At 62.4% G+C, this 26,527-nt stretch carries 22 protein-coding genes; 13 read left to right on the forward strand and 9 right to left on the reverse strand.

Annotation, left to right across the window (positions count from 1 at the left end):
- Positions 1-72 precede the first annotated feature (72 nt).
- A complete protein-coding gene (locus tag NX775_RS15905; RefSeq protein ID WP_258836901.1) occupies positions 73-972 on the forward strand; it encodes a LysR family transcriptional regulator ArgP in 900 nt (299 codons plus the stop codon).
- 85 nt (positions 973-1,057) lie between these two features.
- On the opposite strand, the gene NX775_RS15910 is transcribed toward NX775_RS15905, so the two are convergent.
- Positions 1,058-3,322 carry a PhoX family protein gene (locus tag NX775_RS15910; RefSeq protein WP_258836902.1) on the reverse strand — a complete coding sequence of 755 codons (2,265 nt, stop codon included), beginning with the start codon at positions 3,320-3,322 and terminating at the stop codon, positions 1,058-1,060.
- Between the two features lie 233 nt (positions 3,323-3,555).
- Here NX775_RS15910 and NX775_RS15915 point away from each other — a divergent pair, with 233 nt between their 5' ends.
- Positions 3,556-5,541, forward strand: a complete 1,986-nt coding sequence (locus NX775_RS15915) for a PAS domain-containing hybrid sensor histidine kinase/response regulator (protein ID WP_258836903.1) — start codon at positions 3,556-3,558, stop codon at positions 5,539-5,541.
- Positions 5,542-5,563: 22 nt separating this feature from the next.
- On the opposite strand, the gene NX775_RS15920 is transcribed toward NX775_RS15915, so the two are convergent.
- The 4 genes from NX775_RS15920 to tssE form a co-directional block, all read right to left on the reverse strand.
- The gene (locus NX775_RS15920) at positions 5,564-5,971 is read right to left on the reverse strand and encodes a DUF2750 domain-containing protein (RefSeq protein WP_183554928.1); all 408 of its coding nucleotides are present in this window, start codon (positions 5,969-5,971) and stop codon (positions 5,564-5,566) included.
- A 75-nt stretch (positions 5,972-6,046) separates the two neighbouring features.
- Positions 6,047-7,216 carry a type VI secretion system baseplate subunit TssG gene (gene tssG / locus NX775_RS15925; RefSeq protein ID WP_258836904.1) on the reverse strand — a complete coding sequence of 390 codons (1,170 nt, stop codon included), beginning with the start codon at positions 7,214-7,216 and terminating at the stop codon, positions 6,047-6,049.
- Positions 7,180-9,069: a type VI secretion system baseplate subunit TssF gene (gene tssF / locus NX775_RS15930; RefSeq protein ID WP_258836905.1), complete on the reverse strand. Its 1,890-nt coding sequence runs from the start codon at positions 9,067-9,069 to the stop codon at positions 7,180-7,182. The genes tssG and tssF overlap by 37 nt, the downstream gene beginning before the upstream one ends.
- Position 9,070: 1 nt before the next feature.
- Positions 9,071-9,595 carry a type VI secretion system baseplate subunit TssE gene (tssE, locus tag NX775_RS15935; RefSeq protein ID WP_258836906.1) on the reverse strand — a complete coding sequence of 175 codons (525 nt, stop codon included), beginning with the start codon at positions 9,593-9,595 and terminating at the stop codon, positions 9,071-9,073.
- A gap of 171 nt (positions 9,596-9,766) precedes the next feature.
- Between tssE and tssK the strand changes: the two genes are divergently transcribed.
- Both tssK and NX775_RS15945 read left to right on the forward strand, forming a co-directional pair.
- A complete protein-coding gene (gene tssK, locus NX775_RS15940) occupies positions 9,767-11,119 on the forward strand; it encodes a type VI secretion system baseplate subunit TssK (protein WP_258836907.1) in 1,353 nt (450 codons plus the stop codon).
- Between the two features lie 187 nt (positions 11,120-11,306).
- Positions 11,307-11,849 carry a hypothetical protein gene (locus NX775_RS15945; protein WP_258836908.1) on the forward strand — a complete coding sequence of 181 codons (543 nt, stop codon included), beginning with the start codon at positions 11,307-11,309 and terminating at the stop codon, positions 11,847-11,849.
- A gap of 79 nt (positions 11,850-11,928) precedes the next feature.
- Here NX775_RS15945 and mqo read toward each other — a convergent pair whose 3' ends face one another.
- Positions 11,929-13,518 carry a malate dehydrogenase (quinone) gene (gene mqo, locus NX775_RS15950; protein WP_258836909.1) on the reverse strand — a complete coding sequence of 530 codons (1,590 nt, stop codon included), beginning with the start codon at positions 13,516-13,518 and terminating at the stop codon, positions 11,929-11,931.
- 549 nt (positions 13,519-14,067) lie between these two features.
- Between mqo and NX775_RS15955 the strand changes: the two genes are divergently transcribed.
- A complete protein-coding gene (locus NX775_RS15955; RefSeq protein ID WP_258836910.1) occupies positions 14,068-14,502 on the forward strand; it encodes a barstar family protein in 435 nt (144 codons plus the stop codon).
- An 87-nt stretch (positions 14,503-14,589) separates the two neighbouring features.
- Here the strand turns inward: NX775_RS15955 and NX775_RS15960 are convergent, their stop codons facing one another.
- Complete coding sequence (locus NX775_RS15960; RefSeq protein WP_258836911.1) at positions 14,590-15,507, reverse strand: LysR family transcriptional regulator; 918 nt, start codon at positions 15,505-15,507, stop codon at positions 14,590-14,592.
- A gap of 152 nt (positions 15,508-15,659) precedes the next feature.
- Here NX775_RS15960 and NX775_RS15965 point away from each other — a divergent pair, with 152 nt between their 5' ends.
- The 3 genes from NX775_RS15965 (at position 15,660) to NX775_RS15975 (ending at position 19,693) form a co-directional block, all read left to right on the forward strand.
- Positions 15,660-15,893 (forward strand): hypothetical protein, encoded by a 234-nt coding sequence (locus tag NX775_RS15965; RefSeq protein WP_258836912.1) that lies wholly within the window; start codon positions 15,660-15,662, stop codon positions 15,891-15,893.
- A 68-nt stretch (positions 15,894-15,961) separates the two neighbouring features.
- On the forward strand, positions 15,962-18,637 hold the full coding sequence (locus NX775_RS15970; protein WP_258836913.1) for a beta-glucosidase: 2,676 nt from the start codon (positions 15,962-15,964) through the stop codon (positions 18,635-18,637).
- A gap of 138 nt (positions 18,638-18,775) precedes the next feature.
- Positions 18,776-19,693, forward strand: a complete 918-nt coding sequence (locus tag NX775_RS15975) for a LysR family transcriptional regulator (RefSeq protein WP_258836914.1) — start codon at positions 18,776-18,778, stop codon at positions 19,691-19,693.
- A 129-nt stretch (positions 19,694-19,822) separates the two neighbouring features.
- On the opposite strand, the gene glmS is transcribed toward NX775_RS15975, so the two are convergent.
- The gene (gene glmS, locus NX775_RS15980; protein ID WP_258836915.1) at positions 19,823-21,652 is read right to left on the reverse strand and encodes a glutamine--fructose-6-phosphate transaminase (isomerizing); all 1,830 of its coding nucleotides are present in this window, start codon (positions 21,650-21,652) and stop codon (positions 19,823-19,825) included.
- A 156-nt stretch (positions 21,653-21,808) separates the two neighbouring features.
- On the opposite strand from glmS, the gene NX775_RS15985 reads away from it, so the two are divergent.
- A complete protein-coding gene (locus NX775_RS15985; protein ID WP_258836916.1) occupies positions 21,809-22,285 on the forward strand; it encodes an Lrp/AsnC family transcriptional regulator in 477 nt (158 codons plus the stop codon).
- A gap of 134 nt (positions 22,286-22,419) precedes the next feature.
- Here NX775_RS15985 and glmU read toward each other — a convergent pair whose 3' ends face one another.
- Positions 22,420-23,796 (reverse strand): bifunctional UDP-N-acetylglucosamine diphosphorylase/glucosamine-1-phosphate N-acetyltransferase GlmU, encoded by a 1,377-nt coding sequence (glmU, locus tag NX775_RS15990; protein WP_258836917.1) that lies wholly within the window; start codon positions 23,794-23,796, stop codon positions 22,420-22,422.
- Between the two features lie 25 nt (positions 23,797-23,821).
- Here glmU and NX775_RS15995 point away from each other — a divergent pair, with 25 nt between their 5' ends.
- From NX775_RS15995 to NX775_RS16010, 4 genes are all read left to right on the forward strand, one after another.
- Positions 23,822-24,715 (forward strand): DUF6279 family lipoprotein, encoded by an 894-nt coding sequence (locus NX775_RS15995; protein ID WP_258836918.1) that lies wholly within the window; start codon positions 23,822-23,824, stop codon positions 24,713-24,715.
- 78 nt (positions 24,716-24,793) lie between these two features.
- A complete protein-coding gene (gene rsmD, locus NX775_RS16000) occupies positions 24,794-25,450 on the forward strand; it encodes a 16S rRNA (guanine(966)-N(2))-methyltransferase RsmD (RefSeq protein WP_370660591.1) in 657 nt (218 codons plus the stop codon).
- 123 nt (positions 25,451-25,573) lie between these two features.
- A complete protein-coding gene (gene coaD, locus NX775_RS16005) occupies positions 25,574-26,074 on the forward strand; it encodes a pantetheine-phosphate adenylyltransferase (RefSeq protein ID WP_183554893.1) in 501 nt (166 codons plus the stop codon).
- 16 nt (positions 26,075-26,090) lie between these two features.
- On the forward strand, positions 26,091-26,351 hold the full coding sequence (locus tag NX775_RS16010; protein ID WP_183554890.1) for a YfhL family 4Fe-4S dicluster ferredoxin: 261 nt from the start codon (positions 26,091-26,093) through the stop codon (positions 26,349-26,351).
- Positions 26,352-26,527 lie beyond the last annotated feature (176 nt).

Below are 26,527 nucleotides of genomic sequence, written 5' to 3' on the forward strand. Positions count from 1 at the left end.
CCACTATTCCAGCCCACAGACTCCACTTCAATTATATTCATGATTATTCAGGCCACGTAAGAAGCGCTAATCATGAAGCTCGACCCTCGCCGCAGCGCCGCCTTCCTCGCCGCCATCGATGCCGGCAGCCTGGAAGCCGCCGCCGCCCAGCTCAGGATCACACCGTCGGCCGTCTCGCAGCGCATCTCGGCACTGGAGCACGACATGGGCACGCCCCTGCTGGTGCGCAGCCGGCCCTGCCGCCCGACCGCACCCGGCGCCCGGCTGCTGCAATACCTGCGCCGCTCCACGCTGCTCGAATCGGAGTTCCTGGCCGAGATGACGGGCGACCCGGGCCCGGCGCGCGTGACGCTGGCCGTCAACAACGACACGCTGGCAACCTGGCTGCTGCCGGTGCTGGCGCCCATCCTGATCGACGAGCAGCTGCTGGTCGAATTCATCCTCGACAACCAGGGCCACACGTTCTCGCTGCTCGAGGGCGGCCACGCAGTGGCCTGCATTTCGGGCGAGCCGAAACCGATGCGCGGCTGCAGCGCGAGCCTGCTCGGCGTGATGCGCTACCGGCTGGTGGCCTCGCCCGCGTTCGCGCAGCGCTGGTTCCCGGCCGGGATCACGCGCGCCACCGCGCAGGTCGCGCCGCTGATGGTCTTCGATCGCAAGGATGCGATGCAGTCGTCGTTCCTGCTCACGCAATTCGGCCTGCCGGACGGCGCATACCCGTTTCACTACGTGCCGTCCAGCGATGCGTTCGCGGAGGCGGTGCGCCTCGGACTGGGCTACGGCATGCTGCCGCACGAGCAGTGTGCGGCGCTGCTGCAGGCCGGCGACCTGGTCGACCTGTCACCTGCCATCGCGCACGACGTGCCGCTGTACTGGCACGCCTGGCGCATCCAGCCCCCGCGCCTCGAACGCATGGGCGCCGCGCTGCTCAAGGCTGCCAGCAAGGCGCTGCTGCCGCTTGCGCCGCCTTGAATCATGCGAGCAGGCGCCACAACAAAAAAAGGCCGGCTGCGCAAGCAGCCGGCCCCTCAGGTCAGGCACACCTCAGATCAGGCGATCACGAACCGATGCGGCCACCGTCGTTCTTGGTGATGACCAGCGTTGCCGAACGCGGACGCTTGCCTGCGCCGTAGCCGGCGTTGGCTGGCCACTGGCTCGTGTACTTGGTCGGGTCGCCCAGATTGGCAGCAGCCGTGGTTTCGCCCGGGTGCTGGATGTTGACGAACAGCGCCTTGCCGTCCGGCGTTTCGGCGATGCCGGTCAGCTCGCAGCCTTTCGGGCCCACCAGGAAGCGCTTGAGCGTGTCCGGCGTGGCAGCCTTGCCAACGTAGGTGTCGATGTTCACGACCGAGCCGTCGGCCTTCGCGTTTGGCACGGTGACCTTCTTGCCGTCGCCGACAGTGCCTGGCAGGCCGGCCAGCATCATGCAGTTGGTGACGTCGGTGTAGGCGCCATCGTCGGTCTGGAACCAGCAGATGCCGGTCGAGACGGTGAAGGACATGCCGTCCGGGCTCGAGAAGTCCTGGTCCGCCGAGAGGCCCGACAGGTTGATCGTGCTCGCAGCGGCCGCCGCTTCGGCGCCGAACAGGTACACGTCCCAGCTGAAGGTGGTGGCGGTCGAACCGGCCGCGTCTTCCTTCATGCGGATGATGTGGCCGTTCGGGTTGCCCGGCTGGGCGGTGGTGCCCTTCATGTCGGTGTAGGCGCGCGGATTGGCCGCGTCCACGCCGACCTGGCTCGAGCCGCTTGGCTCGGCGCGGCGGTTGCTGTTGTTGGTCAGCGTGTAGTAGATCTCGCCGTTGGCCGGGTTGACCGAGCACCATTCAGGGCGGTCCATCTTGGTCGCGCCGACAGCATCGGCCGCCAGGCGGGCGTTGACGAACACGTCGGCCTGGTCGGCAAACTTGTAGGTGGCGTAGCCGGCAATCGCGGCATTGGCGATATTCAGTTCGATCCAGCTGCCCTTGCCGTCGGCGTTGAATTTGGCCACATACAGCTTGCCGCTGTCGAGGTATTTGTCGCCGGTGGCGATACGGTCGGCGGCAACGGCATCGGCCGGATTCCACGGGGCGGTCGAGACGAATTTGTAGATGTACTCGCCGCGCGAATCGTCACCCATGTAGATGGCCAGCGGCGTGCCGGCCAGCAGGCGGCCGAAGGCGGCGCTCTCGTGGGCGAAGCGGCCCAGCGCGGTGCGCTTTTTCAGTGGACGGGTCTTGTCGTAGGCATCCATCTCGACGATGTAGCCTTCGCCGTTGAGTTCATTGCGATAGTCATCGCTGCCGTCGACCGACGTGCCCTTCTTGCTGATGTTCCAGCGTGCGTACTTGTCGTCCGTGCCGCCGGTCTCCCAGCCGTGACGCGAGGCCGCGCCCTGCGCCACGCCGTAGCGATTGAGCGATGCGACGCTCTTGTCGCCGCGTGCCACGTTGTCGGTGGCCGAGCGGGTGAAGTAGCCGGCCCAGTTTTCTTCGCCCGACAGATAGGTGTTCCACGGGGTGCGGCCGGTGCCGCAGTTGTTGAGCGTGCCGCGGAACTTGGTGCCGTCCGGCGAGTACTTGGTCTTGACCAGTGCATTGCCGCGCACCGGGCCCGAGATCTGGACCTCGGTCTGCTGGTGCACGCGGCGGTTGAAGTTCGAATTCTGCAGGTATTCCCACTTGCCGTTGGTGGTGCGCACTTCAACGATGGACAGGCCGTGCAGCGCCATCTCCTTGTCGACTTCCAGCGCCGGGCGCGGCAGCGTGTTAGTGCCGCCATTGGCGTGCACGAAGAACGAGGCCAGGCCTTCGTTGGTGGTCGCTTCGTGGTTCATGGCCAGCAGGCCGCGCGTGACGCCGGTGGTCGAGACGGCGCCGTCGGCGGACAGCGAGAAGAATTCCATGCCGTCGTGGTGGTCGCCAGCGCGGTTCTCGAAATCGGTGTCGGTGCCGTCGTTCTTGTAGGCAGGGGTGCCGACCGCGAGCGGGTCGCCCAGCGCATAGATCACGCTGGCGGTATAGCCGGCCGGGACGACGACGGTATCGGCCAGGCTCTTGCCGACAGCGGTGAAGCCGAGCAACTTTTCGACCGGCGGCGGCGGCGGCGTGTTGCCTACTGGTGCCGGGGCCGTCGCGACAGGATCATCATCCGAGCCGCCGCACGCGGTCAGGCCGAAGGTGCTCAGCAGCGCGGTGGCGGCCGTGGCGGCGCCGCCGCGCAGCATGTTGCGGCGGCTCAGGCGGGCGTTCATGACAGTGCTGAATTGCTCGTTCGACGAAGTATTCAGGTCGATATCGTCATGGTCGATGCCATGGCGGGCGAGATCGGTCGGCTTGTTCACGGGATGGATCCTGTATTTGTGTGGGGATAAGGGAAAGCCCGTGAATAGTAGTGAGGCAAGATGACGCCGGCGTGACAGTTTGGTCACAGTTTGATGACATGAGGGGAAATACGCCCATCCCGGATGCACGACGTATGCATCATTACTGCAAGTTTGCGGCGATCTGGGTAAAATTTCCTGTTGAAATTGTTTTAACGTTCTCCGTGTCCGGAGACATAGCCGGAAGGTCATACATGCAGGAACCCCGCGACACCATGCCGGCACAGGACGCCGTTTCCTTCGGCTGGGCATTGTTCGAAGCCATTCCCGACTGCGTGAAACTGCTCGACATCGATGGCGCCATCCTCGCGATGAACTGCAATGGTCGCAGCGTGATGGAGATCGACGATGCCGATCTGCTGCATGGCCAGCCCTGGATGGCGTTCTGGCCGGCCGAATCCCACGACGCCGTGCACGCGGCGCTGGAGACGGCGCGCGCAGGCGGCACCGGCCATCTCGTTGCCGCCTGCCCGACCGCCAAAGGCACGCCCAAGTGGTGGGACGTGATGGTCACCCGCACCGCCAGCGGCGACGGCCTGCGCGCTCACCTGCTCGTGATCTCGCGCGACATCACGCAGCAGCGCAACGCCAGCGAGGAGCGCGAACAGCTGCTGCACCAGCTGCAGGCCGCGAACATCGAAAGCAAACGGGTGGTCGAGCAGCTGCGCGCCAGCGAAGAGCGCTACCGCACCCTGTTCGACTCGGTCGACGAAGGCTTCTGCATTTTCGAGATGCTGTTTGACGACGCGAACCGGCCCGTCGACTACCGCTTTCTCGAGATGAACCCGACCTTCCAGGCGCACACCGGCCTGAAAGACGCCGTGGGCCGCACCGCGCGCGAGATGCTGCCGGGGCTCGACGACTTCTGGTTCGACACCTATGGCCGCGTGGCGCTCACGGGCGAACCGGTACGCTTCGAGAACGAGGCGCCGGCCATGGGTCGCTGGTTCGATGTCTACGCAACCCGCATTGGCGGTGCGGACAGCCGCAAGGTGGGACTGCTGTTCAACGACATCTCGGCGCGCAAGCAGTCCGAATCGACGCTGCGGCGCCTGGCCGACGACCTGGCCGAGGCCGACCGCCGCAAGACCGAATTTCTGGCCACGCTGGCGCACGAGCTGCGCAACCCGCTGGCGCCGATCAGGAACGGCCTGTCGGTCATGCGCATGAGCGGCGACAATCCGGCAGCCATGGCAAAGGTGCGCGACATGATGGAGCGCCAGGTCGGCCACATGGTGCACCTGATCGACGACCTGCTCGACATTGCGCGTATCAGCGGCGGCAAGCTGGAACTCAAGCGCCAGCGCACTGACCTGGCCGCCATCCTGGCCAGCGCGGTCGAAACGAGCATGCCGCTGATCGAGGCAGGCAAGCATGCATTCACGCTCGATGTGCCCCATGCGGCCCTGCCGGTCGACGCCGACGCCACCCGCATCGCGCAGGTTGTGGCCAACCTGCTCAACAACGCGGCCAAGTACACGCCACCGGGCGGGCAGATCGCCCTGTCGGCGCAGCGCGATGGCCTTGACGCCGTGATCACGGTGCGCGACAGCGGCGTGGGCATCGCGGCGGATGCGCTGGCCGGCGTATTCGAGATGTTCAGCCAGATCGGCCGCACGGTCGACCGCTCGCAGGGCGGGCTGGGCATCGGCCTGTCGCTGGTGCGGCGCCTGGTGGAGATGCATGGCGGCTCGGTTGCCGCCACCAGCGCCGGCGCCAATGCCGGCAGCATCTTCACGGTGCGCCTGCCATTGGCCGCCGAGGCAGTACAGGCCGGGCCGGCGGCAGGCGAACCTGCGCCGGCGCTTGATAACGCGGCGGGTGGCCTGAAGGTGCTGGTGGTAGACGACAACGTCGATGCAGCCGTGACGCTGTCGATGATCCTGGAGATGTCGGGCTACACGGCGAAGGTGGCGCACGACGGCTACGAGGCGCTGGCCGTCGCGCAGTCGTTCGGCCCGCGCGTGGCGTTTCTGGACATCGGCATGCCGGGCATGAGCGGCTACGAGACAGCGCGCGCAATCCGCGCCACGCCGGGCCTGGAAGACATCGTGCTGGTAGCGCTGACCGGCTGGGGCGCCGAGAGCGATCGGCAGCGCTCGAACGAAGCCGGGTTTGACCACCACCTGACCAAACCGGTGCAGCTCGACGTGGTCGAGGCGCTGCTGGCGGGCCTGTGACGCCGGCGCCCTGCCGGGCCAGTCAGTTGCGGCGCAGTTCGTCCTCGAGGTCGCCAATCAGCTGCGCCACGGTGGGCGTGATGCCCTTGTCGCCCGGCGTATAGAACACGCCCGGCAAGACGCTGTCTTCTTCGAGCTGCGGCAGCAGTTCTTCGATCAGTTCTTCCAGCGAGAACGCCTGCGCGTCGTAGCCGTCCCATTCGAATTCGGCGCACAGCGTGGCGTACTCGTTGGCCGGCCACATCGGAAACACGAGGGTGCCGTCGTCCGTTTTGGCCAGCGCCCAGCCGTCTTGGTACAGGCCCCACACTTCGCGCGCCTCGGCCGCGCGCCGGATGAAATACTCGTAGCGTTCCGGTCCCGCCAGCGTCACGACGGCCGCCAGCTGCTGGCCGCCCAGCTTGATCGCCGAGATGATCTGTTCGCTCATCACCACTCCAGTCCATCGAGGCGTGATGCCCCACAGCCGTCAGGATACGCCATCGGGATGCACGGGGTGCGTTTGTCACCTAACAAACGGCTGCGACGTAGCGGACGCTGTCTTGACGACCGGGGCTGGCGTGGCGTGCAGGTCGTAGCGCACATCGTGCCGGTCGCACGGCGGCGCATCGAGCACCAGAAAGGCGTCCCAGCCCAGCCGGCCCGGGCTGGCGGCGTCCAGCGTGGTGTTGTGAACGTCGGCCGCGCGCAGCGCCAGCTCGACTTCGTATTCGAGGGCGACGCCGGTAAACAGCGCCAGCACACTCTTGAGCGCGCGCGCGGCAAGCCCGCCCGGCAGAAAGGCCTGGAAGCCCGCATACGCGAGCGGCCCGACGATCAGGCGCAGGCGCAGCGTGCGCTGCCAGACGCGCGCACCGGCCAGCGCGCGGGTACCGAGAACGGCGCTGTCGTAGCCCAGCATCGATTGCTGCGCGGCCGGGATGTCGTACCAGGCGCCGATGAATTGTTCGGCCACGATCGGCTGGCCGAAATACTCGGACAGCACGCGCGCGAGCTGCACGGCCGACACCGGCCGGTGCCGGACCGACGCCGCAAAATAGCCGATCGATTCATCCAGCACGGCGCCGTCGCCCACGTCGCTCAAACGCCGCCGCAGCGCCGCGTCACCCAGCCCGGCAAGGCTCATCAACAGGGGCAGGAAGGCATCCTGGCCATCGAGCTGGTACTTCAAAGGCAGGCGGTACTTGCGCCAGGCTTCGTAGAACAGCGCCAGCGAGCGGTTCGAGAACGCATCCAGAAAGGCACGCGGGCCGTCGTCTTCTTCCTCGTTCTTGTGGTACGCCTGGTGCGCGGCGATGCGCTCGGTGTAATGCGCCGGCAGCACGCCGTTGCTGCCCAGCAGACCCATGAAGGCCGGCGTCAGGTGCACGTGGCGCAGCGTGCCTTCCTGCACGGCGTCGGCCAGCGCTGCGGCGTCGATCGGCAGCGCGAACGGCATGCCGATCGACAGGTCGCGCACATCGGCATGGATGCTTTCGAGCTGGCTGGCCGGAAAACCCAGCGACACCGAGTTCTGGAAGCGCAGCATGTCGGCCACCAGCCCATGCGCCGGCTTGCCGCGGCGCCGCAGCCACAACTCGAGCACCTGCACCGCCTGGAAAAAATCAAAGCGCCACGGCTCGCGGAACAGCTGCTCGATTACAGCAGACTCAGATCGCCGCTTCGGGGTGCGCATCGCAGCAGTTCCTCGGACGATTGATGGGACACGATCACCAGCTGGGTAAAGCTGTTGGCGTGCACGTACAACGCCAGGAAGCGTTCGATGACGTGGGCGAAGAGGTGGATGCCGCTGCCGACAAACGCTTCTTCGTCGATACTGAGCCGCACCTCGATCCCGCGCACCAGGCAATTGAAGGGATTGCCGGACAACCAGGCGCTGGTGGGCGTGTAGGCAATCGCGAGGATGCCGCCGATCTGGCGCGTCGAGGCGGCCGAACGGGGCACGTCGTGCAGCGCCAGCATTTCGCGAAACGCGTCGACGCCGCCATCGGCCAGCGACAGGTGGTTCAGCGACAGCAGCGAAATCAGGCGCCACTGCGCGCTGCGGCCGCGCGCGAAGCGCCAGGTGCGCGTTGGCTTGCGCAGGAACGTGATGGCGCGCGTGCCCGAGCCGCCTTCCGTGAACAGGTCGCCCCCTGGCTGGCCGTACGGCAGCAGCGATGGCAGGTCGCGGTTGGTACAGGTCAGTTCGAGATTGAGCGTGGTCTTTTCGACCTTGGCCGGGTCGAAATCGATGTCGACGATCGTGATCTGCGTCTCGAAGCCGGGGCTGCGTTCGGCCAGCGCTTCATCGCGCGCCATGGCCCAGTAGTGCCCATTGTGCTGCGGCGTCTGCGCATGCTTGAGCGAGTAGAACGGCTGGAACTTGATGATCGTTTCGCCTTGCGCCGTCTGGCGCACCATATTGACGTCGTTGATCGCATTGACCTCGTAGCCATAGGCGCGGCGCCCGTCGGCCAGCACCGGGTAATTGGCCTTGGCGTGGGTCAGCTGGATCGGTTCGCCGCGCTGGGGGAACAGGTTGATCACCGGCGTGCAGCCGGTGAGCAGGTTGTTGGTCGAGAGGGTCCCCAGCATGCGCGCCAGGTTCGAGTCGCTGCGAATGCCGGCCAATGCCAGGTGCACCGTCAGCGCGCGCGTGCCACGGGGCAGGGCGGCCGTCAGCATGGCCAGGTCGAGATCGACGAAGTTGAATTTCTCGGGAAAGCAGAAGTACTCGGTGAGCAGGCGATACGCCGCATGCGAGCGCGCCGGGAAATCGATCAGCGCCTCGTCGTCGCCAAAGCCGGCGCTGCGTACCGGCAGCGCCGGCAGCGCGATCCAGTGCCCGCCATCGGCCTGCACATAGGCGGCCACCGTGCGCACCAGCAGCGCGTCGCGCAGCGCCGCGCACAGCGACGGGTCGCCATCGAGGAACAGGCGCAGCGCCGGCAGCGCCGGCAGCGCCAGCGCATCGAGTCCGCGCCCGTCGCAGGTGATGGCCACGCGCACGCTGATGCTGGCCGTGGCGCCGGCCGGCAAGCGCACCGTGTCGGGCGCGCCGATGATCGGAGAGAACGCCGCGCGCGTGATGGCCAGCGGCGCGACCGTCACCGGATACACGGTGCGAAACGTGCATTCCACGCCGCGCACGGGCCGCGTGTTGAATGCGGCGCCGCGCCCGATCGTCGTCACGCTCGTCTGCTGGACGGCAGCGGCGCCGGTGGCGGCGTCGGTGTTGGTGGTGCTGGCGGTGATGGCGGGGCCGAGCTGCGCGATCGAGCACGATGGAAAAGGGCGCAGATAGTGCGGGTAGAGCACGCCGAACAGCGCTTCGGTGAACTCGGGATAATCGTCGTCGAGGCGCCGGGCGATGCGCGCGTTGAGAAACGCGAACGACTGGATCATGCGTTCGGTGTGCGGGTCTTCGCAGACCTCACCGCTGATCAACAGGCGCCCGGCGACGCGCGGATAGCGTTCGGCAAATTCGCGCAGGTTGTGGCGCAGGTAGGCCAGTTCGCTTTCGTAATAGGGCAGGAGCTGGTCCATCTCAGGTCTCCTTCACCGGCGACGCTGCTGTTGCCATTGTTGCTGCCGCGCGGCCGGCCTTGCGGATGCTGTACTGGAGTGTAGAGGGCTGCAGCACGGCGTCGAAGTTGACCGGCTCTTGCGACACGCTCCCCACCAGCACCGCCGTGATCGAAAAGCTCAGGCGATTGATCGACGGGCCGGCCGCCTCGTCGCGCAGCGCCAGCTGCGCCTTCACACCGGTCAGGCGCGGCTCATGGCGCGTGATGGCCGCTTCGATGCAGGCGCAGATGTGGGCCCGGTCCGAAGGGCTCGACAGCGAGCGGTCGGCGAAATCGCACAGGCCGTAGTCGACCATCGATGTCTTGCATTCGGTGTAGCCGGCAAGTTCGCCCTCCTGGATGATCGAGCGCGTGTTCAGGAGCGCTTCGAGGTCGCGCGCCACCGCGTCCTTCAATCCGTCGACATTCAGGCGCACGACGACAACGCCCTGGCGTACCGGCTGGCCGAGCAGACGGTCGAACAGATCCGGCGTGTATCCCTTCATGGAGCGTTCCTTCGCGGTGGAGCAGAGGGAGGGCGTGCGGAATGTTGCGTGATGAAAACCAATCGCATGTTGCCATGCGGTTCGTCGCCAAACGTTGATGAACTTCACGTGGGCAACTCTACGTCGTCGTTATTGTTTCTTTCCGGCCATAACAACTGGGAAGACGGCACCATGACGAGCAAAGTTCTCTGGGGCGAAGGCCTGCTGCTGCGCCCCCAGCACTTCCAGCGCCAGGATGCGTACCACGAGCACTGCCTGTTCAAGAGCGTCAAGGCGGTCCATCCATATGCCTGGGGCGTGGAGCTGTGCGAGATCGACCGCGAGGCGCTGGCCAGCAGCATGCTGCGCGTGACCGGGCTGGCGCTGCGCTTCCAGGATGGCGAGCTGTACGAGGCGCCCGGCAGCGACGAGCTGCCCGCCACGATCGACCTCAGCACGCTGGCGCAAACGGTGCAGGCAGTGACTTATTACGCGGCGCTGCCGGGCCTCAAACCCTTCAATGCCAACTTCGTGCAGCCGGGACAGGCCGCAACCTCGGCCGACAGCGCGGCGCGCTTCATGCAGGCGAACCTGGAAGCGCCCGACCTGTTCACACAGGCCGCGCCGGTGCAGCTGGCCTATCTGCGGCGCGCGCTGCGCCTGGTGGCCGAGTTCGAGCCGCGCGACGCCTACATCCACTTTCCACTGCTGCGCGTGCGACGCACGCCCACCGGCGGCTTCGAGCCCGATCCGGCCCTGGTGCCGCCAGCCCTGTCGGTGGGCGCGTCACCGGTGCTGTTCCAGGGTTTGCGGCGCCTGCTCGACGCGCTGCAGGCCAAGGTCGGCGCGCTGTATGGCCACCACCGCGAGCCGACCCGCAACGTGATCGAATTCCGCTCGGGCGACATGTCGTCGTTCTGGCTGCTGCACACGGCCAGTTCAGCCTACGCGGCGCTGACGCATCACTTTCATCATCCGGCGTTGCATCCGGAGCGCCTGTTCCAGTCGCTGCTGGACGTGGCCGGCGGTTTGATGACGTTTTCGAAGAACTGGACCCTGGCCGACCTGCCGGCCTACCAGCACGGCGATCCCGGCCCGGCCTTCGCGAAGCTGCACATGATCATCCGCGAACTGCTCGACACGGTGATCTCGGCCAAGTACTTCGGCATCGTGCTCAACGAGGTGCGCCCGTCGTACCACATCGGGATGCTCGACTCCGGCAAGATCGACGACGACACCACGTTCTATATCGCGGTATCGGCCGACATCGCGGCGCTCGAACTGATCGAGATCGTGCCGCTGCGCTTCAAGGTGGGCGCGCCGGACGACGTCGAGAAGTTCGTGCTCTCGGCGCTGCCCGGCGTGCGCCTGCAGTATTCGCCGCAGCCGCCGGCAGCCATCCCCGTGCGGCCCGAGACCTGCTACTTCAGCCTCGAATCGAAAGGGCCGATGTTCGAGCGCATGCTCAAGGCGCAGTCGATCTCGATCTATGCGCCGGAAGGCTTGAGGGAGCTCAAGCTGGAATTGCTGGCCGTGATGGCGTGATGGGGCGCTGCCGACCCGGTGGGGATAAACCTGTGGATAAGTCTGAATACTCAACCGTACCCCTGTATGGACAGCATTTTGCAGCAGCAACGACGCAACACATCAGCGCTATTTGGCGGATGATTTAATTCCCATTGGAAACAATCACGTATGATAAACGTCTCTTCACCCAACGATTTGACACGCAATGACCACTGCCATGGCCGCCCCACCGAAGGCCGAGATGCCCCCAGCCCTGCTCGCTGAGCTGAGTGCCTGGGCCCAACAGTATGCACACGACGCCGGCGCCGGTCTGCGCGACGCGCTGGCAACCGCTGACAGCGAGAAGCTGGCGCTGCAGGCCGATCTGGACGAAGCCCAGGCCGCGCGCGACCATGCCCAATCGATGGCAGAAGAACGCGACGAAGAAATCCAGCGCCTGACGGCCGAGCTGCGCAACGCACGCCAGATCGCCACCGACGCGCTGGTCGGCAAGGCCAAGGACCAGCTGGCCATCGACGGCAAGGATGCGCAACTGGTCGATCTGCGCCAGCAGCTCGAACGCAATGTGACGGCCACGGCAGCCGAGTCGGATGCGCGCCTGCAGGCCCAGATGGACCTGATTGGCGCCACGACCGAGCGCGACAACCTGATGGCCGAGCTGAAGGATTTGCAGACCAAACTCGACACCTCGCGCACCGAGCGCAGCGCGCTGCGGGCCGAGCTCGAAGCCCTGCGTTCACGCAAATAACGCAGTCTGCACCCTACAACGACAAAGGCCCCGGCGCTGTGAAGCACCGGGGCCTTTGTGGTTATTACGACGGTCTTGCTTACTCTTGCGATGCGGCCGTCACGTCGAGCGTGAAGGCTTTCAGGCCCAGGACAGCGCTGCTCTGCTGACGGATCTGGTTGGCATACGCTGCATCACCGTTGAGCTTACGACCGTACGAAGGGATCATTTCCTTCATCTTGGCTTGCCACTCTGGCGTGGCCAGCTTGTCCTTGAACGCCGATGCTGCAATCACTTTCAGCATGATCGGCGCAGCGGTCGAGGCGCCTGGCGACGCGCCCAGCAGGGCAGTGACCGAACCGTCGTTCGATGCCACGACTTCGGTACCGAACTGCAGCAGGCCGCCCTTGGCCGGATCGTCCTTGACGATCTGCACGCGCTGACCTGCGTTGACCAATTTCCAGTCTTCCTTCTTGGCTTCCGGCAGGTATTCACGCAGGGTTGCCACGCGGTCTTCCTGCGACTGCATCACTTGTTCGACCAGGTACTTGGTCAGCGGGATGTTGTCGATACCGGCTTGTACCATCGGACGCACATTGCCGGTGTTGACCGAGGCTGGCATGTCGATCCACGAACCGTTTTTCAGGAACTTGGTCGAGAACGTCGCGAACGGGCCAAACAGCAGGGCTTTCTTGCCGTCGATCACGCGGGTGTCCAGGTGAGGAACCGACATTGGCGGCGAACCGACCGATGCCTTGCCATACACCTTGGCGTTGTGCGCCTCGACCAGCGCCTGGTTGGTGGTCACGAGCCACTGGCCACCGACCGGCACGCCGCCGAAGCCCTTGGCTTCAGGAATGCCCGTCTTTTCCAGTAGTGGCAGTGCGCCGCCGCCAGCGCCGATGAACACGAATTTCGTGCTCACGGTCGAGACCTTGTTGTCCGCCAGGTTCTTGACGGTGACGTTCCACAGACCGTTTTCGCCGCGCTTGATGTCTTCGACCTGGGTACGCAGGTTCAGCGTCATCCCGTGGGTGCCGGTGAGGTGCTTGACCATGCTGCGGGTCAGGGCGCCGAAGTTCACGTCGGTACCGATTTCCATGCGGGTAGCAGCCACTTTCTGTGCTGCGTCGCGGCCATTCATGACCAGCGGCGCCCACTTGCGGATTTCTGCCTGGTCTTCGCTATACAGCATGCCCTTGAACAGGTTTTCCTTCTGCAGTGCGGCGTAGCGCTTGCGCAGGAAGTTGATGTTGTCGTCGCCCCAGACAAAGGCCATGTGCGGCACATTGTTGATGAAGGTCTGCGGCGCGCCCAGATACTGCTTTTGCACCTGGTAAGCCCAGAACTGCTTCGACACTTCGAACTGCTCGTTGATGTCGACCGCCTTCTTGGTGTCGATGGTACCGTCCGGCATTTCCGGCGTGTAGTTCAGCTCGGCGAAACCGGAGTGACCGGTGCCGGCATTGTTCATGGCATCCGAACTTTCGGCCGAAACCGAGTCCATGCGTTCGTACATCTGGATCGTCAGTTCCGGATCGAGTTCCTTGAGCATCGTACCGAGCGTGGCGCTCATGACACCGGCACCGATCAGGACAACGTCAACTGGCTTGTCATTGGATGGAGCGGGCGCTTTCGAGCACGAAGCAACGATGAAGCAAGAAAGGACGACTAATAGCGAGTTGCGCATACGAGTATCACCTGAAAAAATGTGTGCGATGGCCTGGCATGCAACATCTGATTTAAAAATTCGACGGCTCGGTAGTGGCGCATTCCGTAAGTAACCGGAGGCGCCATTAGAGAACGGGTTGTCGGGATCTGTCGCGGCAATCAACCGCAACAAGCCTCGGCAAACGACGCAATAGCAAGGCCGATGCATCGCTGCGACCGGGTCTCGATCGGGGCGGCATCATGGGCTGGCAAACAAGGATATAACGCGTTGACAGGAGAGTCAGGCGGGCCAGTCAATATCCCTGGCGTCCATCGAAACTGGGGGTAACTCTTGTATAGGAGTTGGGTAAGTATAGCCCAAACAAATCAGCCTTGCTTGGGGCTGGCCCCCTTAAAAGGGCGTCTCAGTATTCAAGCGGTAGCGTTCTGCGTACTACTACTGAGGCGGTGGCGCGACGTTTGTGCGGTGGGTTTCTTGCGGTGTGCGATGCGGGGGTTGAGCCGCTTTTGAACACACGATTGAATCCGGCTGATCTGGACACATGTAGGATGTTTGATCGGGGATTCGATGACCATGACCCATGCCACAAGCGTTGATACCGCGTCGGCGCCGCACATCCTGACGATCGACGGCGCCAGCATCCGCGATATCGCCTCGTTTTATGACGAGATCAACCGCGTCTTCATGGTGGGCGAGGATTGGCGGCTTGGTGCCAGCCTGGATGGACTGGATGACATGCTATACGGTGGCTATGGGGTACTGCGCGGCAAGGCCCCGGCAATCGTCGTCTGGGAGCAGATGGACAGCAGCCGTAGTGCTCTGGGCGTCGAGGCAACCCGTGCTTACTATCTCGCAAAGCTCGAGCATCCGCAGGTGTTCAAACCGGGCCCGATTCACGCGGCACTTGCGCGCCTTGGGCAGGGCGGGCCAACGTACTTTGATCTGGTGATGCAGGTATTTGCTGATCATCCGAACATTACATTGCGCGCGGCTGACAACTAATACATTCTTCGATCGATAACACCTTCCAGCTTTGAATGTTCCAAGCTCTTCGCTCGCAACTTCAAGCCATTGTCACCGCAGCAGCAATTACCCCGGCAAGTCGAGTCCCCGCGCCACTTCCATTAACTGCTCTCGTAGCCATCGATGCCCCAGGTCATTGTTCTGGTAGCGGTGCCACTGCATCGACATCCGCAAGGCAGGCAGAGGCACCGGCGGCGCAAGTACACGGACCGGCAACCGCTCCTGCATATCGAGAGCCAGCCTGGTCTGCGTGATGGCGATCATCTGAGTATTAACGATCATCGGGATCAGCGACGTGAAATCGTGCGTCGTGATGCAGATGCGGCGCGTGAGGCCAAGAGCGTCGAGGTGGCTCTCTGCCAAGGACGGTACGCTTGGCTGGCCCAGGCGCACGACGGCATGGCCGCTTTGCAAAAACGTGTCCAAGTCAAGTTCTTCTCCGACAGCCGTATTGCCATTCCAGACGATGCATCTGAAGGTGTCTTCGAACAAGTGTTCATGCGGTTGTTCGGGATCGATAAATTCGGCCGGCATGATCGATAAATCGGTTTCGCCATTACGCAAGAACTGGTGAACGTTTTCGATCTGCGGGCGTAATTCAATGCTGATGAACGGCGCTACTGCCTGCAGGCGGCGCATCAGCGGCGCAATCAACAGCTGCACCGCGTAATCCGAGACCGTAATGCGAAACGTGCGCTTTTCATTCGCAATGTCGAGAGTGGGGCGGTGCGCCACCGTCGCCTGGATCCGTAGCAGCAATGCTCGCACCGGTTCCTGTAACTCCTGGCCCAGCGGTGTCAATGCCATCGTGCGGCCGGTTGGCACCAGCAACTGGTCGCCGAAATACACGCGCAATTTTGCCAGCATCCCGCTGATGGCGGATGGGCTGGTGGACAACCTCAGCGCCGCACCGATGATCTTCTTTTCATCCAGAAGTGCATCCAGCACGACCAGCAGGTTCAGGTTGAGCCCGTTAAAGCGCATGCAATCCCTTTCGATGCAGCTATCAGTTATTCAGACGGGTCTTACTTCTATTCTCGAACACCTGAATATTGCAACTAACATAAAATAGTTGCTTGATGTTTAATGATTTTAAGCAATTTTATTTTATCACGTACCAATAAAGAGAAGTTGACATGAAGAAATACCAGTATTTGGCAAGTGCAATGGCCTTGCTCGCCCAGTCGGCTTTCGCCGAGCCACAGCAAGCGAGCAGCGCCGCCGCCTTGCAGGCGAAGGAAATCCGCCTCGACGTCGCCGAGAAACAAAAAAACTTGACCACTGAGACCACTGCCGAAGCCCCGGCACCAGTCCCTGTGCTTGAGTTGCCGCTGGATGAAGCCGATTCGCCAGGAGCGACCAAACAATGATGCACGCTTTCACTCCTTCGCGCCGGACGATAATGCGTACTGGTTTTCTAGCACTGTCCCTCGGCACCATGGCCATTGCATCCGCCTATGACGTCACGCCTCGCACCACACCGATGGTGGGCAACGACGTTGACGCCCGCGTGGGCGCAATGATCGACAACATGAGCACGTCGCAAAAGATCAACTTCACGCGTGTCAACGATGGCCACATGATTCCCGTGCTGCCGTCGCAGGGTCTGGCCGGAACGCTCGCCTATGATTCGTCGATGGGCGTTGGCAAGAACGCCGCCACATTCGGCGCGCAGTATCCGTCGCCGTCGGCGCTGGCCGCGAGCTGGTCGATCAACCGCGCCAAGCAGTTTGGCCTGGCGATTGCTTACGAAACCCGGAAGGCCGGCGCACAGCAGATGCTGTCGCCAGGCGTCAACCTGTATCGCGCGCCATACAGCGGCCGCGCGGCCGAGTACTTGTCCGGCGAAGATCCATTCATCGGCGCCGTGCTCGGGCCTGCCGTCACGAACGCCATTCAGGTGCAAGGCATCCAGGCGTCGGGCAAGCATTACATTGGCAACGATAACGAAGCCAACCGTCACCTTGCCAACGTCAAGATCGACGAGCGCACACTGCGTGAAATCTACATGCCGGGCTTCGAATCGCTGGTCAAGAACGCGAACATCGCGTCGATCATGTGCGGCTTTAACCTGATCAACGGCGAATACGCCTGTGAAAACCACCACCTGATCACCGAAGTGCTCAAGGGCGAGTGGGGTTTCAAGGGATTTGTCATGAGCGACTTCAACTCGATCCACCACGCGCAAAAGGGCGCCTGGGCAGGCACCGATCTGGACATGCCGAGCGGTTTGCAGTTCACGGAAGAAAATATCTGGAGCTACCTGTACAGCAACCAGCTGACCATGAACGTGCTTGACGACAAAGTACGCCGCAATCTGCGTGCGATGGTCAGCTACGGTTTCGACAAGGGCTATGTGGATCCAGGCCCGCTCGACCGCTCGTATGGCGCTGCCGCCTCGCTGGCCCTGGCCCGTGAAGGTATCGTCATGCTCAAGAACGACGACGCGTCCACCCGGTCGCGCCATGTGCTGCCGCTGTCGACCGACGCGAAAGTTGCCGTGATCGGCGACCTGTCCATGCAAATGCCGGGTTCGCCGTTTGGCACCGCCTGGTCGCCGCCGACCAGCTACGTCACCACCATGGCCGGCATGCAGCAGCTGAATGTCGACCCTGCCAACATCACGTACATTCCGTCGATGTCGCTCAATCCGGTCGAGTCCGTCTGGTACCAGAATGCACCTGACCGCAAGGGCGCCGTGCCTGCCGCTGGCCTGACCGCCGAGTATTTCGACAACCTGACGCTGGCCGGCAAGCCGGTCGTGACGCGCACCGAGCCAGGCCTGGCGATGAATTTCCTGTCGGGCCAGAACGTCACCAATAATGGCCGCACCGCGATCGAGGGTTTTGCCCCGACCGCCGGCGCATTTTCGGCACGCTTCACCGGCACGTTCAAGCCGACCATCACGGGTGAACAGGTCTTCAAGATCCGTGCAGACGGCGCCTACAAATTGTGGATCGACGATAAGTTGATCATCGATTTCGACGGCACGCCGCTGTCGGGCGACGTGATCGATGCGGTCAGCCATTTCGGCAAAACCGTGAAACTCAAGGCAGGCCAGTTCTATAACGTCAAGATGGAGTTCCAGCGTCTGAACGCCGGGTATTTCCCGGTCCTGGGTGGCATCAACGGTATCCAGATGAGCTGGGCATCGCTGGCGGCGCCAGACCTGTCACAGTACGACGCCGTGGTCGTGGGCGTGGGCATGAACGCCGAGTATGAAGGGGAAGGTTTCGACCGCAGCTTCGATTTGCCGGAATACCAGGGCGAGATGCTGGCAAACGTGACCAAAGAGCACAAGAACACCATCGTCATCATGCATGGCGGTGCACCGTTCAACATGCGCCCATGGTCGAGCAAGGCCGGCGCCATCCTGGAAGCGTGGTATTCGGGTCAGTACGCTGGCCAGGCTCTGGCTGAAATCATCTACGGCAAAGTCAATCCGTCGGGCAAGCTGCCGGTGTCTATCGGCAAGAACGAAAGGGACTACCCGAGCTACGCCAGTTATTCGAACATCGACGACTACCTGCCGGCGGGCCTGTTTGGCTACCCTGCCACGAAAGCCAAAACCGAGCTGACCTATTCGGAAGGCCTGTACACGGGTTATCGCGGCTTCGACAAGACCAATATCAAGCCGTTGTATCCGTTCGGTTTTGGCTTGTCGTACACCAGCTATGCTTACAGCGACATGAAATTGTCGACGACGACGTTGGCAGGTGCCGAGACAGTTGAAGCGACCTTCACGCTGACCAATACCGGTTCCATGGACGGATTTGAAGTAGCGCAGCTGTACGTCAGTCCGGTCAAGCCGCTGACGCATCGTCCCGAGAAGGAACTCAAGGGCTTTGCCAAAGTATTCCTGAAAGCTGGCGAATCCAAGCGCGTGACGATTCCAGTCGATGCCCGTTCGCTGGCGTACTGGGTACAGAACACGGATACGTGGAATGTCGATGCGGCCAGCTACAAGATCCGCGTTGGTGGTTCGTCCGATGCGCTGCCATTGACGCAGACGTTGAAGGCGGTTGTCGCCCAGAAGCTCCCGACCAATACGTCGAACCCGCTGCCAAAACCTGTTCAGCAGGCCGTGAAGGTATCGGCTGATCAGGTTTATTGATCGGTTCGTTTCTGGCTGTAAAAAGCTGAAAGGCCCCGCCGGATAACCGGCGGGGCCTTTTTTCGTCAGCGGCTAAAATATCATGTGTAAATCGAATGATCTGCGAAACCCGTAGCGCAAGAGAATAGGGATGATGTAATGCATTTCAATCGCCTTGACTTGAACCTTCTTGTAGCGCTCGACGCGCTACTCGACGAAAAAAATACCACAGTGGCAGCGAAGCGTTTATCCGTCAGTCAGTCGGCGATTTCTGGCATGCTGGCCCGCCTTCGCGTGTTTTTCGACGACGATCTGCTGGTACGCGTTGGGCGCCACATGGAACTGACGCCACTGGGCCGTGACCTTGCCGACCCGGTGCGCCAGTTGATCCTGGAAATCAAGGCGACCCTTGCGATCCGCCCCGGGCTGTCGATTGCCACCGAGCGGCGCCATTTCCGCATTACGGTCTCCGACTATTCGGTTCCCATCCTGATTGCGCCGTTGGTCCGGCAGCTGCAAACGCTTGCACCGCACATCACGATCGAACTGCGTCCACAAACAGACTTTACGGGCCATGGGCTGCGCCGTGGCGAGACAGACCTGTTGATCATCCCTGACGAGTACATCGACCCTCAACACCCGCACTCGATCCTGTTCGAAGATACGTTCAGCTGCGTGGTCTGGCAAGATAATGCGCAAGTGGGTGAGACGCTGGATATGGACACGTTTTTGCGCTGTTCTCATGTGGCCCCGCGCCTGGGACAACCTAGCTCGCCGACGCTGGCCGAACGCTATTTTGACGACAACAAGATCGTGCGCCGGATTGCCGTTACCACGCACGACTTCACATCGCTCGCTTCCATGGTTGTCGGCACTGACCTGATCGCGACAATGCAGACGCGCCTCGCGCGCGATAGTCAAACCCGTCTGCCCATACGGGTGCTGGCGCCGCCCGTAGCGGTAACACCGTTCCGCGCATGCATGCAGTGGAATCACTATCAGACGATGGATCCAGCGCATCGCTGGCTGCGGGAGCAGCTGCTCGTGGTAGCGCAGGCTGGGGCGCCAAACGCATAGCGGTTCATGCGGCGCATGTCTATTCGAAGAATTGCTTTTGGCCGGAAGCGGAAGTTCCTGGGAGTTCCCGCCTCGGCCTTGTGTCAACATGACTGTTTGTTCACAACAGTGCTTTAACCAGCAAACGCCTTATTCCACCGTCACCGACTTCGCCAGATTACGCGGCTTGTCCACATCCGTGCCGCGCGCCAGCGCCGTGTGATACGCCAGCAACTGCAGCGCAGCCACGTGCAGGATCGGTGACAGCAAACCGTAATGCTCAGGCAAACGAATCACGTGCAGGCCATCGCCCGACGTGATGCGTGAATCGACGTCGGCGAACACGTACAGCTGACCGCCGCGCGCGCGCACTTCCTGCATGTTCGACTTCAGCTTTTCCAGCAGTGCATCGTTCGGGGCGATCGTGACAACTGGCATTTCTTCGGTCACCAGCGCCAGCGGGCCGTGCTTGAGTTCGCCTGCCGGATACGCTTCAGCGTGGATGTACGAAATCTCCTTGAGCTTCAGCGCGCCTTCCAGCGCGATCGGATAGTGGATCCCGCGGCCCAGGAAGAGGGCGTTTTCCTTGCGGGCGAAGTCGTCGGCCCAGGCGATGATCTGCGGCTCGAGCGCCAGCACGGCGGCCAGCGCGACCGGCAGGTGACGCATCTGCTTGAGGTGTTCGGCTTCTTCGGCATCGGTCAGGCGGCCATTGACCTGGGCCAGCGTCAGCGTCAACAGGAACAGGGCGGCCAGCTGGGTCGTGAAGGCCTTGGTCGAGGCCACGCCGACTTCGACACCGGCACGGGTGATGTAGGCCAGCTTGCATTCGCGCACCATCGCGCTCGTCGAGACGTTGCAGATGGTCAGCGTGTGTTCCATGCCCAGGCTGCGCGCGTGCTTGAGTGCGGCGAGTGTGTCGGCCGTTTCGCCGCTCTGCGTGATGGTGACTACCAGCGTGTCCGGATGCGGGACGCTGTCGCGGTAGCGGTATTCGCTGGCGATCTCGACGCTCACGGGCACCTTGGCCACCGATTCGATCCAGTACTTGGCGGTCAGGCCAGCGTAGTAGCTGGTGCCGCAGGCCAGGATCAGCACGCGGTCGATCTTCTTGAACACGGCAAAAGCGCCGTCGCCGAACAGTTCCGGCATGATGCCGGTGACGCCTTCGAGCGTGTCGCCGATCACGCGTGGCTGCTCGAAGATTTCTTTCTGCATGTAGTGGCGGTATGGGCCGAGTTCGGCAGCGCCGGTGTGCGCGTGCACGGTCTTGACTTCGCGCTCGACCGGGCGGCCGTCGACGTCGACGATCCAGTAGCGCGCCAGTTGCAGGTCGACCACGTCGCCTTCTTCCAGGTAGATGATCTGGTCGGTCGTGCCGGCCAGCGCCATCGCGTCGGAGGCAACGAAGTTCTCGTCCTTGCCCACGCCGACGATCAGTGGCGAGCCCTGGCGCGCGGCGATCACGCGGTGCGGTTCTTCGCGGCAGAACACGGCGATGGCGTAGGCGCCGTGCAGGCGCTTGACGGCTTGCTGCACGGTCTCGAACAGGTCGCCGTTGTACATGTGGTCGACCAGGTGAGCGATGACCTCGGTGTCGGTCTGGCTCATGAAGACGTAGCCCAGGGCGGTCAGCTCCGCGCGCAGTTCGTCGTGGTTTTCGATGATGCCGTTGTGAACCAGCGCGATGCGCGCATTGTCTTCGCTTGGCGAGAAGTGCGGGTGGGCATTGTGCGATGCCGGCGCACCGTGGGTCGCCCAGCGGGTGTGGGCGATGCCGGTGAAGCCTTCCAGATGCGCTTCCTTGAGCTGCGCTTCCAGTTCGGCCACGCGCGACGTCGAGCGCGAGCGGGTCAGGCGGCCATCGAGGTGGACCGCCACGCCGCAGGAGTCATAGCCCCGGTACTCGAGGCGCTTGAGGCCCTCGATCAGGACAGGGGTAATGTTGCGTTTTGCGACTGCTCCGACGATACCGCACATGGCTAACCTCACTTCAAAAATATTCAATGAGTATTATCGTAGAGCAATTACGGTGAAATAAGCGTACAGTGTGCAGCTATATTTGTCATATTATTTCACAACCATCAAGCTGTGAAATCTTGTTTCATATAGCAGCATTAAATACTCTTAAATTTCATGCCTATCAATGCTCTCCCTGTTCTTGACGACATCGATCGTCGCATTCTGACCATTCTGCAGACTGACGCATCGCAGACGAACGCGCAGCTGGCAGCGCAAGTGCATGTGTCGCCACCGACGTGCCTGCGCCGCGTGAAGACCATGACGGATAGTGGCATCATCCAGCGCCAGGTGGCCATTGTCGCGCCCGACAAAGTGGGCGCGGGCCTGAGCGCCATTGTGGAGATCACGCTCGACGTGCAGGCCGCCGAGCGCATGGCCGAATTCGAGAAACTGGCGGAGACGGAAGCTGCGGTGCTGCAGTGCTACCGCGTGTCACCCGGCCCGGATTTCGTGTTGATTGTGCAAGTGGCCGATATGCCGGCCTATCACGAGTTGGCGCACCGGCTGTTCACCGCGCACGCCAATGTGCGTAACGTGAAGACCTATTTTGCCACCCACCGCAGCAAGTTCGAAACGCGTATTGCCGTGTAATCAGGCATAAAAGTCACGCGCATACCTGTGGATAACAATGTGGATGACCACAGGGAAGAACATGGGATAAGCAGGGTATTACCCTGTGTTTATCCTGTTCATTTCCTGTGATTAGCCTGTGCACGGTCGGTGGATTACTTCTTGACTTTCACTGGACGCTTCCAGCTGTCGATGGTGACTTGCTTCGATCGCGAGATGGTGAGCTTGCCGGCGGGCGCATCCTTGGTCAGCGTCGTGCCGGCCGCCAGCGTCGCGCCCTTGCCGACCGTGACCGGCGCGATCAGCTGGGTGTCGCTGCCAACGAACACGTCGTCTTCGATCACGGTGCGGAACTTGTTGGCGCCGTCGTAGTTGCAGGTGATGACGCCGGCGCCAATGTTGACGCGCGAACCAATTGTGGCATCGCCCACGTACGCCAGGTGATTGGCCTTGCTGTGCGCGGCGACCGTGCTGTTCTTGACCTCGACGAAGTTACCGATGTGGACATCTTCGCCGAGCGTGGTGCCCGGCCGCAGGCGCGCGTACGGACCGATCTGCGAGGCGGCGCCGATCGTGGCGTCGTCGATATGAGAGAACGGCTTGATATTGGCGCCCGCGCCAACGGTGGCATCGACCAGCACGCAGTGCGCGCCGATGCGCACGCCGTCAGCCAGCTCGACGCGGCCTTCGAATACGCAGCCGACATCGATCGTGACATCGCGGCCGCAAATGAGTTCGCCGCGCACATCGATGCGGGCCGGATCCATCAAGGTCACGCCGCGTTCCAGCAGTGCGTGGGCAATGTTCAATTGGTGACGGCGCTCGAGCTCGGCCAACTGCACCTTGCTGTTCACGCCCGCCACCTCCCATTCGCCGGATGGCTGGCTCGAGACGACCGGTACGCCGTCGGCCACGGCCTGGGCGACGATGTCGGTGAGGTAGTACTCGCCCTGGGCATTGTTGTTGGACAGGGCCGCCAGCCACTTCTTGAGGTGGCGGGTCGGAATCGCCATGATGCCGCTGTTGATTTCCTTGATGGCGCGTTCGGCCTCGGTTGCATCTTTCTCTTCGACGATGCGCACGATCTTGCCGTCTTCACGCACGATGCGGCCCAGCCCGAATGGATTGGCCTGCTCGACGGTGAGAATGCCCAGCTTGTCGCTACCGGCGGCCTCGACCAGGCGGCGCAGCGTGGCGACGGTGGTCAGCGGCACGTCGCCGTACAGCACGATCGTCGGCTGGTCATCGTCCAGTTGCGGCACGGCTTGCATGACGGCGTGACCGGTGCCCTGCTGCGGTTCCTGCAGCGCGGTATCGATCGTGCTGCCGGTGGATTCTGCCACTGTTGCGACCATCTCTGGCACCGCTGCGCCTCCATGTCCATAAATCACGCATAATTTCTGCGGACTCAGGCCACGCGCAGTATCGATGACGTGGCGCAAAAGGGGCTTACCAGCCAGTGGATGCAGTACTTTCGGCAAGGCGGACTGCATGCGTTTGCCCATACCGGCGGCGAGGATCACAACGTTCATAAGCCGTTCTCAAAAAGTTGAATATATGAAAAATTTTAGCATGCGCGATGGCGCGTTCCGACGTGTGTTTGCGCTTCTGCTGCTTGCCATGACGGTCATGGCCGCCGGTTGCAGCTCGATTCGCTTCTCGTACAACCAGGGTGATACTTTACTGTACTGGTGGATGAATTCGTATGTCGACTTCGAAGGTCAACAAGCGGATGTGGCCAAACGCGATATCAAAGCCGTGTTCCAGTGGCACCGCAAGACGGAGTTGCGTGACTATGCTGCATTGCTGGGCACGTTCAAGCGTCAGCTGGCTGGCAACCCGACCCAGGCCGACCTGCTCGGCGACTACCGCGAGATCCGCGTGCGCGCCGATCGCCTGGGCCAGCGCGCCGTGCCGGAACTGACGACGCTGGCCATGTCGATCACGCCCGAGCAGATCACCCACTTGGAGCGCAAGTTCAAGGACAAGAACGACGAATACCGCCGCAAGTTTATGGATGGCAGTGCCGACAAGCGCCAGCGCGCCCGTTTCAAGAAGTCGATGGAACAGATGGAACTCTGGTTCGGCAACTTCAGCAGCGAACAGGAGGCGACCCTGCGCCGCGCGTCCGATCTGCGTCCGCTGGACAACATCCTGTGGCTGGAAGAGCGCCAGTACCGCCAGCGCCGCGTGCTGGCAGTACTGCAGGAGATTCAGCAAAAGAAACTCAACCGCGAGCAGACGTCGGCGCGTGTCGCAGGCTTGATGCGGGAATTGTCTGCCCGCATGGACTCGCCGGAACGCAAGGGTTTCTATGACGCCAGCATCGATCACACCACCAAGTTCATCCTGACAGCAATCCGGATCGCCACGCCGCAGCAGAAAGCCCATGCGCAGGAGCGTATCCAGGGCTGGATTGGCGACCTTGAGGCGCTGGCTGCAGGCAAATAAGTCAGTAAATAAGTAACTGAAGAAGCACGCAAAGGGCGGCAGACAATCGCATGTAAACCCCATGCTATAGTGCCGCCCATGCACAGAAAGTCCATCAACTCCAAGCCTGCCGGCCCCAAGCCGCACGGCGCGCCGCGCATGGCGCAGCACCAGGTCCGCATCATCGGCGGCGCCTTCAAACGAACCCTGCTCCCTGTCGTCGACGCCCTTGGCCTGCGGCCCACGCCGGACCGCGTCCGCGAGACCGTCTTCAACTGGATCAATCACCAGCTCGCCAATGACTGGGATGCTGCTACCGTACTCGACCTGTACGCCGGTTCCGGAGCACTGGGCTTCGAGGCGGCCAGCCGCGGCGCGGCGTCGGTGCTGATGGTCGACAACCATAGCCCGGCGGTACGCCAGCTGGAAGCAAACCGCGACAAGCTCAAGGCGACCAACGTCACCATCCTGCGCGCCGACGCCCTGACGCTGGTGCGCGACCTGGCCACTCGTGGCCAGCGTTTCGACGTGATCTTTCTCGATCCACCCTACCAGCAAGACTTGCTGGCCAAGACGTTGCCGTTGTGCGCAGCGCTGCTGAAAGAGGGCGGGATGGTGTATGCAGAAGCCGAGGCGCCGCTGCTGGCCGATGGTGATGCGGTGCCCGAGTGGCTGGCAGGCTGGGAAGCAGTACGTGCGGACAAGGCCGGCATGGTCTACTATCATCTGCTCAAGCTGCAAGAAAAACAGGCATGAGTTGTTGAAAGGCTGTGAAAACTGCACAGTCATTGGGCAAACCCCGCCCCAGCGTGGGGCGAATGCCGGGTATTTAAGGCATAATGCGCGTTCTATCACGGTGTATTTTTCACAGGAGCCGCAATGGTTGTAGCTGTCTATCCAGGTACTTTCGATCCGCTCACCCGCGGCCACGAGGATTTGGTACGCCGCGCATCCGGCCTGTTCGACCGTCTGGTGGTCGGCGTTGCCGATAGCCGGAACAAGCGTCCCTTCTTCACGCTTGAAGAGCGTCTCGAGATCGCCAATGAAGTGCTGGGCCATTATCCAAACGTGCAGGTCGAAAGTTTTTCGGGCCTGCTCAAGGATTTCGTGCGCAAGCACGACGCCCGTGTGATCGTGCGCGGCCTGCGCGCGGTATCCGATTTCGAATACGAGTTCCAGATGGCGGGCATGAACCGCTACCTGCTGCCGGATGTCGAAACCCTGTTCCTGACCCCGTCCGACCAGTACCAGTTCATTTCGGGCACCATCGTGCGCGAGATCGCCATGCTGGGCGGCGACGTGTCCAAATTCGTTTTCCCATCGGTCGACCGCTGGCTGCAAAACAAGATCGCCAGCCTGCCCCCAGCACCGGTCGCCTGATTTACCTGGAAGTACCATGGCCCTTCTGATTACCGACGACTGCATCAACTGCGACGTCTGCGAACCCGAATGCCCCAACGATGCCATTTCGATGGGCGACGAGTATTACCAGATCAATCCGAACAAGTGCACCGAGTGTGTCGGTCACTTTGAAGAACCGCAGTGCCAACTCCTGTGCCCGGTCGCATGCATCCCGCTCGACCCGGCCTGGCGCGAATCGCGCGAAGAACTCCTCATCAAGTACGAACGTCTGACGGCCGACAAAGCCGCCGCCTGACTGCCTCCCTGGCCGACGCCTCCCTGTCGGCTCGCTTCTCCCTTCTGACACCGCTACACCGCCAGCTGGCTTGACCCGCTGGCGGTGTTCGCTCGCGTAATCAATTCGCGCTGCATCTCGTTTGCTCCTCCGACGTCCTAGATGGTTATCTTTATCTGCTACTTTCAGTAGCAAAT

This window comes from Massilia aurea (assembly GCF_024753205.1).
GTDB classification, from domain to species: domain Bacteria; phylum Pseudomonadota; class Gammaproteobacteria; order Burkholderiales; family Burkholderiaceae_D; genus Telluria; species Telluria aurea.

Coding starts and splice junctions, on each gene's coding strand:
- NX775_RS15905 (WP_258836901.1), top strand. CDS start 73: ATGAAGCTCGACCCTCGCCGCAGCGCCGCCTTCCTCGCCGCCATCGAT.
- NX775_RS15915 (WP_258836903.1), top strand. CDS start 3,556: ATGCAGGAACCCCGCGACACCATGCCGGCACAGGACGCCGTTTCCTTC.
- NX775_RS15920 (WP_183554928.1), bottom strand. CDS start 5,971: ATGAGCGAACAGATCATCTCGGCGATCAAGCTGGGCGGCCAGCAGCTG.
- tssG (WP_258836904.1), bottom strand. CDS start 7,216: ATGCGCACCCCGAAGCGGCGATCTGAGTCTGCTGTAATCGAGCAGCTG.
- tssF (WP_258836905.1), bottom strand. CDS start 9,069: ATGGACCAGCTCCTGCCCTATTACGAAAGCGAACTGGCCTACCTGCGC.
- tssE (WP_258836906.1), bottom strand. CDS start 9,595: ATGAAGGGATACACGCCGGATCTGTTCGACCGTCTGCTCGGCCAGCCG.
- tssK (WP_258836907.1), top strand. CDS start 9,767: ATGACGAGCAAAGTTCTCTGGGGCGAAGGCCTGCTGCTGCGCCCCCAG.
- NX775_RS15945 (WP_258836908.1), top strand. CDS start 11,307: ATGACCACTGCCATGGCCGCCCCACCGAAGGCCGAGATGCCCCCAGCC.
- mqo (WP_258836909.1), bottom strand. CDS start 13,518: ATGCGCAACTCGCTATTAGTCGTCCTTTCTTGCTTCATCGTTGCTTCG.
- NX775_RS15955 (WP_258836910.1), top strand. CDS start 14,068: ATGACCATGACCCATGCCACAAGCGTTGATACCGCGTCGGCGCCGCAC.
- NX775_RS15960 (WP_258836911.1), bottom strand. CDS start 15,507: ATGCGCTTTAACGGGCTCAACCTGAACCTGCTGGTCGTGCTGGATGCA.
- NX775_RS15965 (WP_258836912.1), top strand. CDS start 15,660: ATGAAGAAATACCAGTATTTGGCAAGTGCAATGGCCTTGCTCGCCCAG.
- NX775_RS15970 (WP_258836913.1), top strand. CDS start 15,962: ATGGCCATTGCATCCGCCTATGACGTCACGCCTCGCACCACACCGATG.
- NX775_RS15975 (WP_258836914.1), top strand. CDS start 18,776: ATGCATTTCAATCGCCTTGACTTGAACCTTCTTGTAGCGCTCGACGCG.
- glmS (WP_258836915.1), bottom strand. CDS start 21,652: ATGTGCGGTATCGTCGGAGCAGTCGCAAAACGCAACATTACCCCTGTC.
- NX775_RS15985 (WP_258836916.1), top strand. CDS start 21,809: ATGCCTATCAATGCTCTCCCTGTTCTTGACGACATCGATCGTCGCATT.
- glmU (WP_258836917.1), bottom strand. CDS start 23,796: ATGAACGTTGTGATCCTCGCCGCCGGTATGGGCAAACGCATGCAGTCC.
- NX775_RS15995 (WP_258836918.1), top strand. CDS start 23,822: ATGAAAAATTTTAGCATGCGCGATGGCGCGTTCCGACGTGTGTTTGCG.
- rsmD (WP_370660591.1), top strand. CDS start 24,794: ATGCACAGAAAGTCCATCAACTCCAAGCCTGCCGGCCCCAAGCCGCAC.
- coaD (WP_183554893.1), top strand. CDS start 25,574: ATGGTTGTAGCTGTCTATCCAGGTACTTTCGATCCGCTCACCCGCGGC.
- NX775_RS16010 (WP_183554890.1), top strand. CDS start 26,091: ATGGCCCTTCTGATTACCGACGACTGCATCAACTGCGACGTCTGCGAA.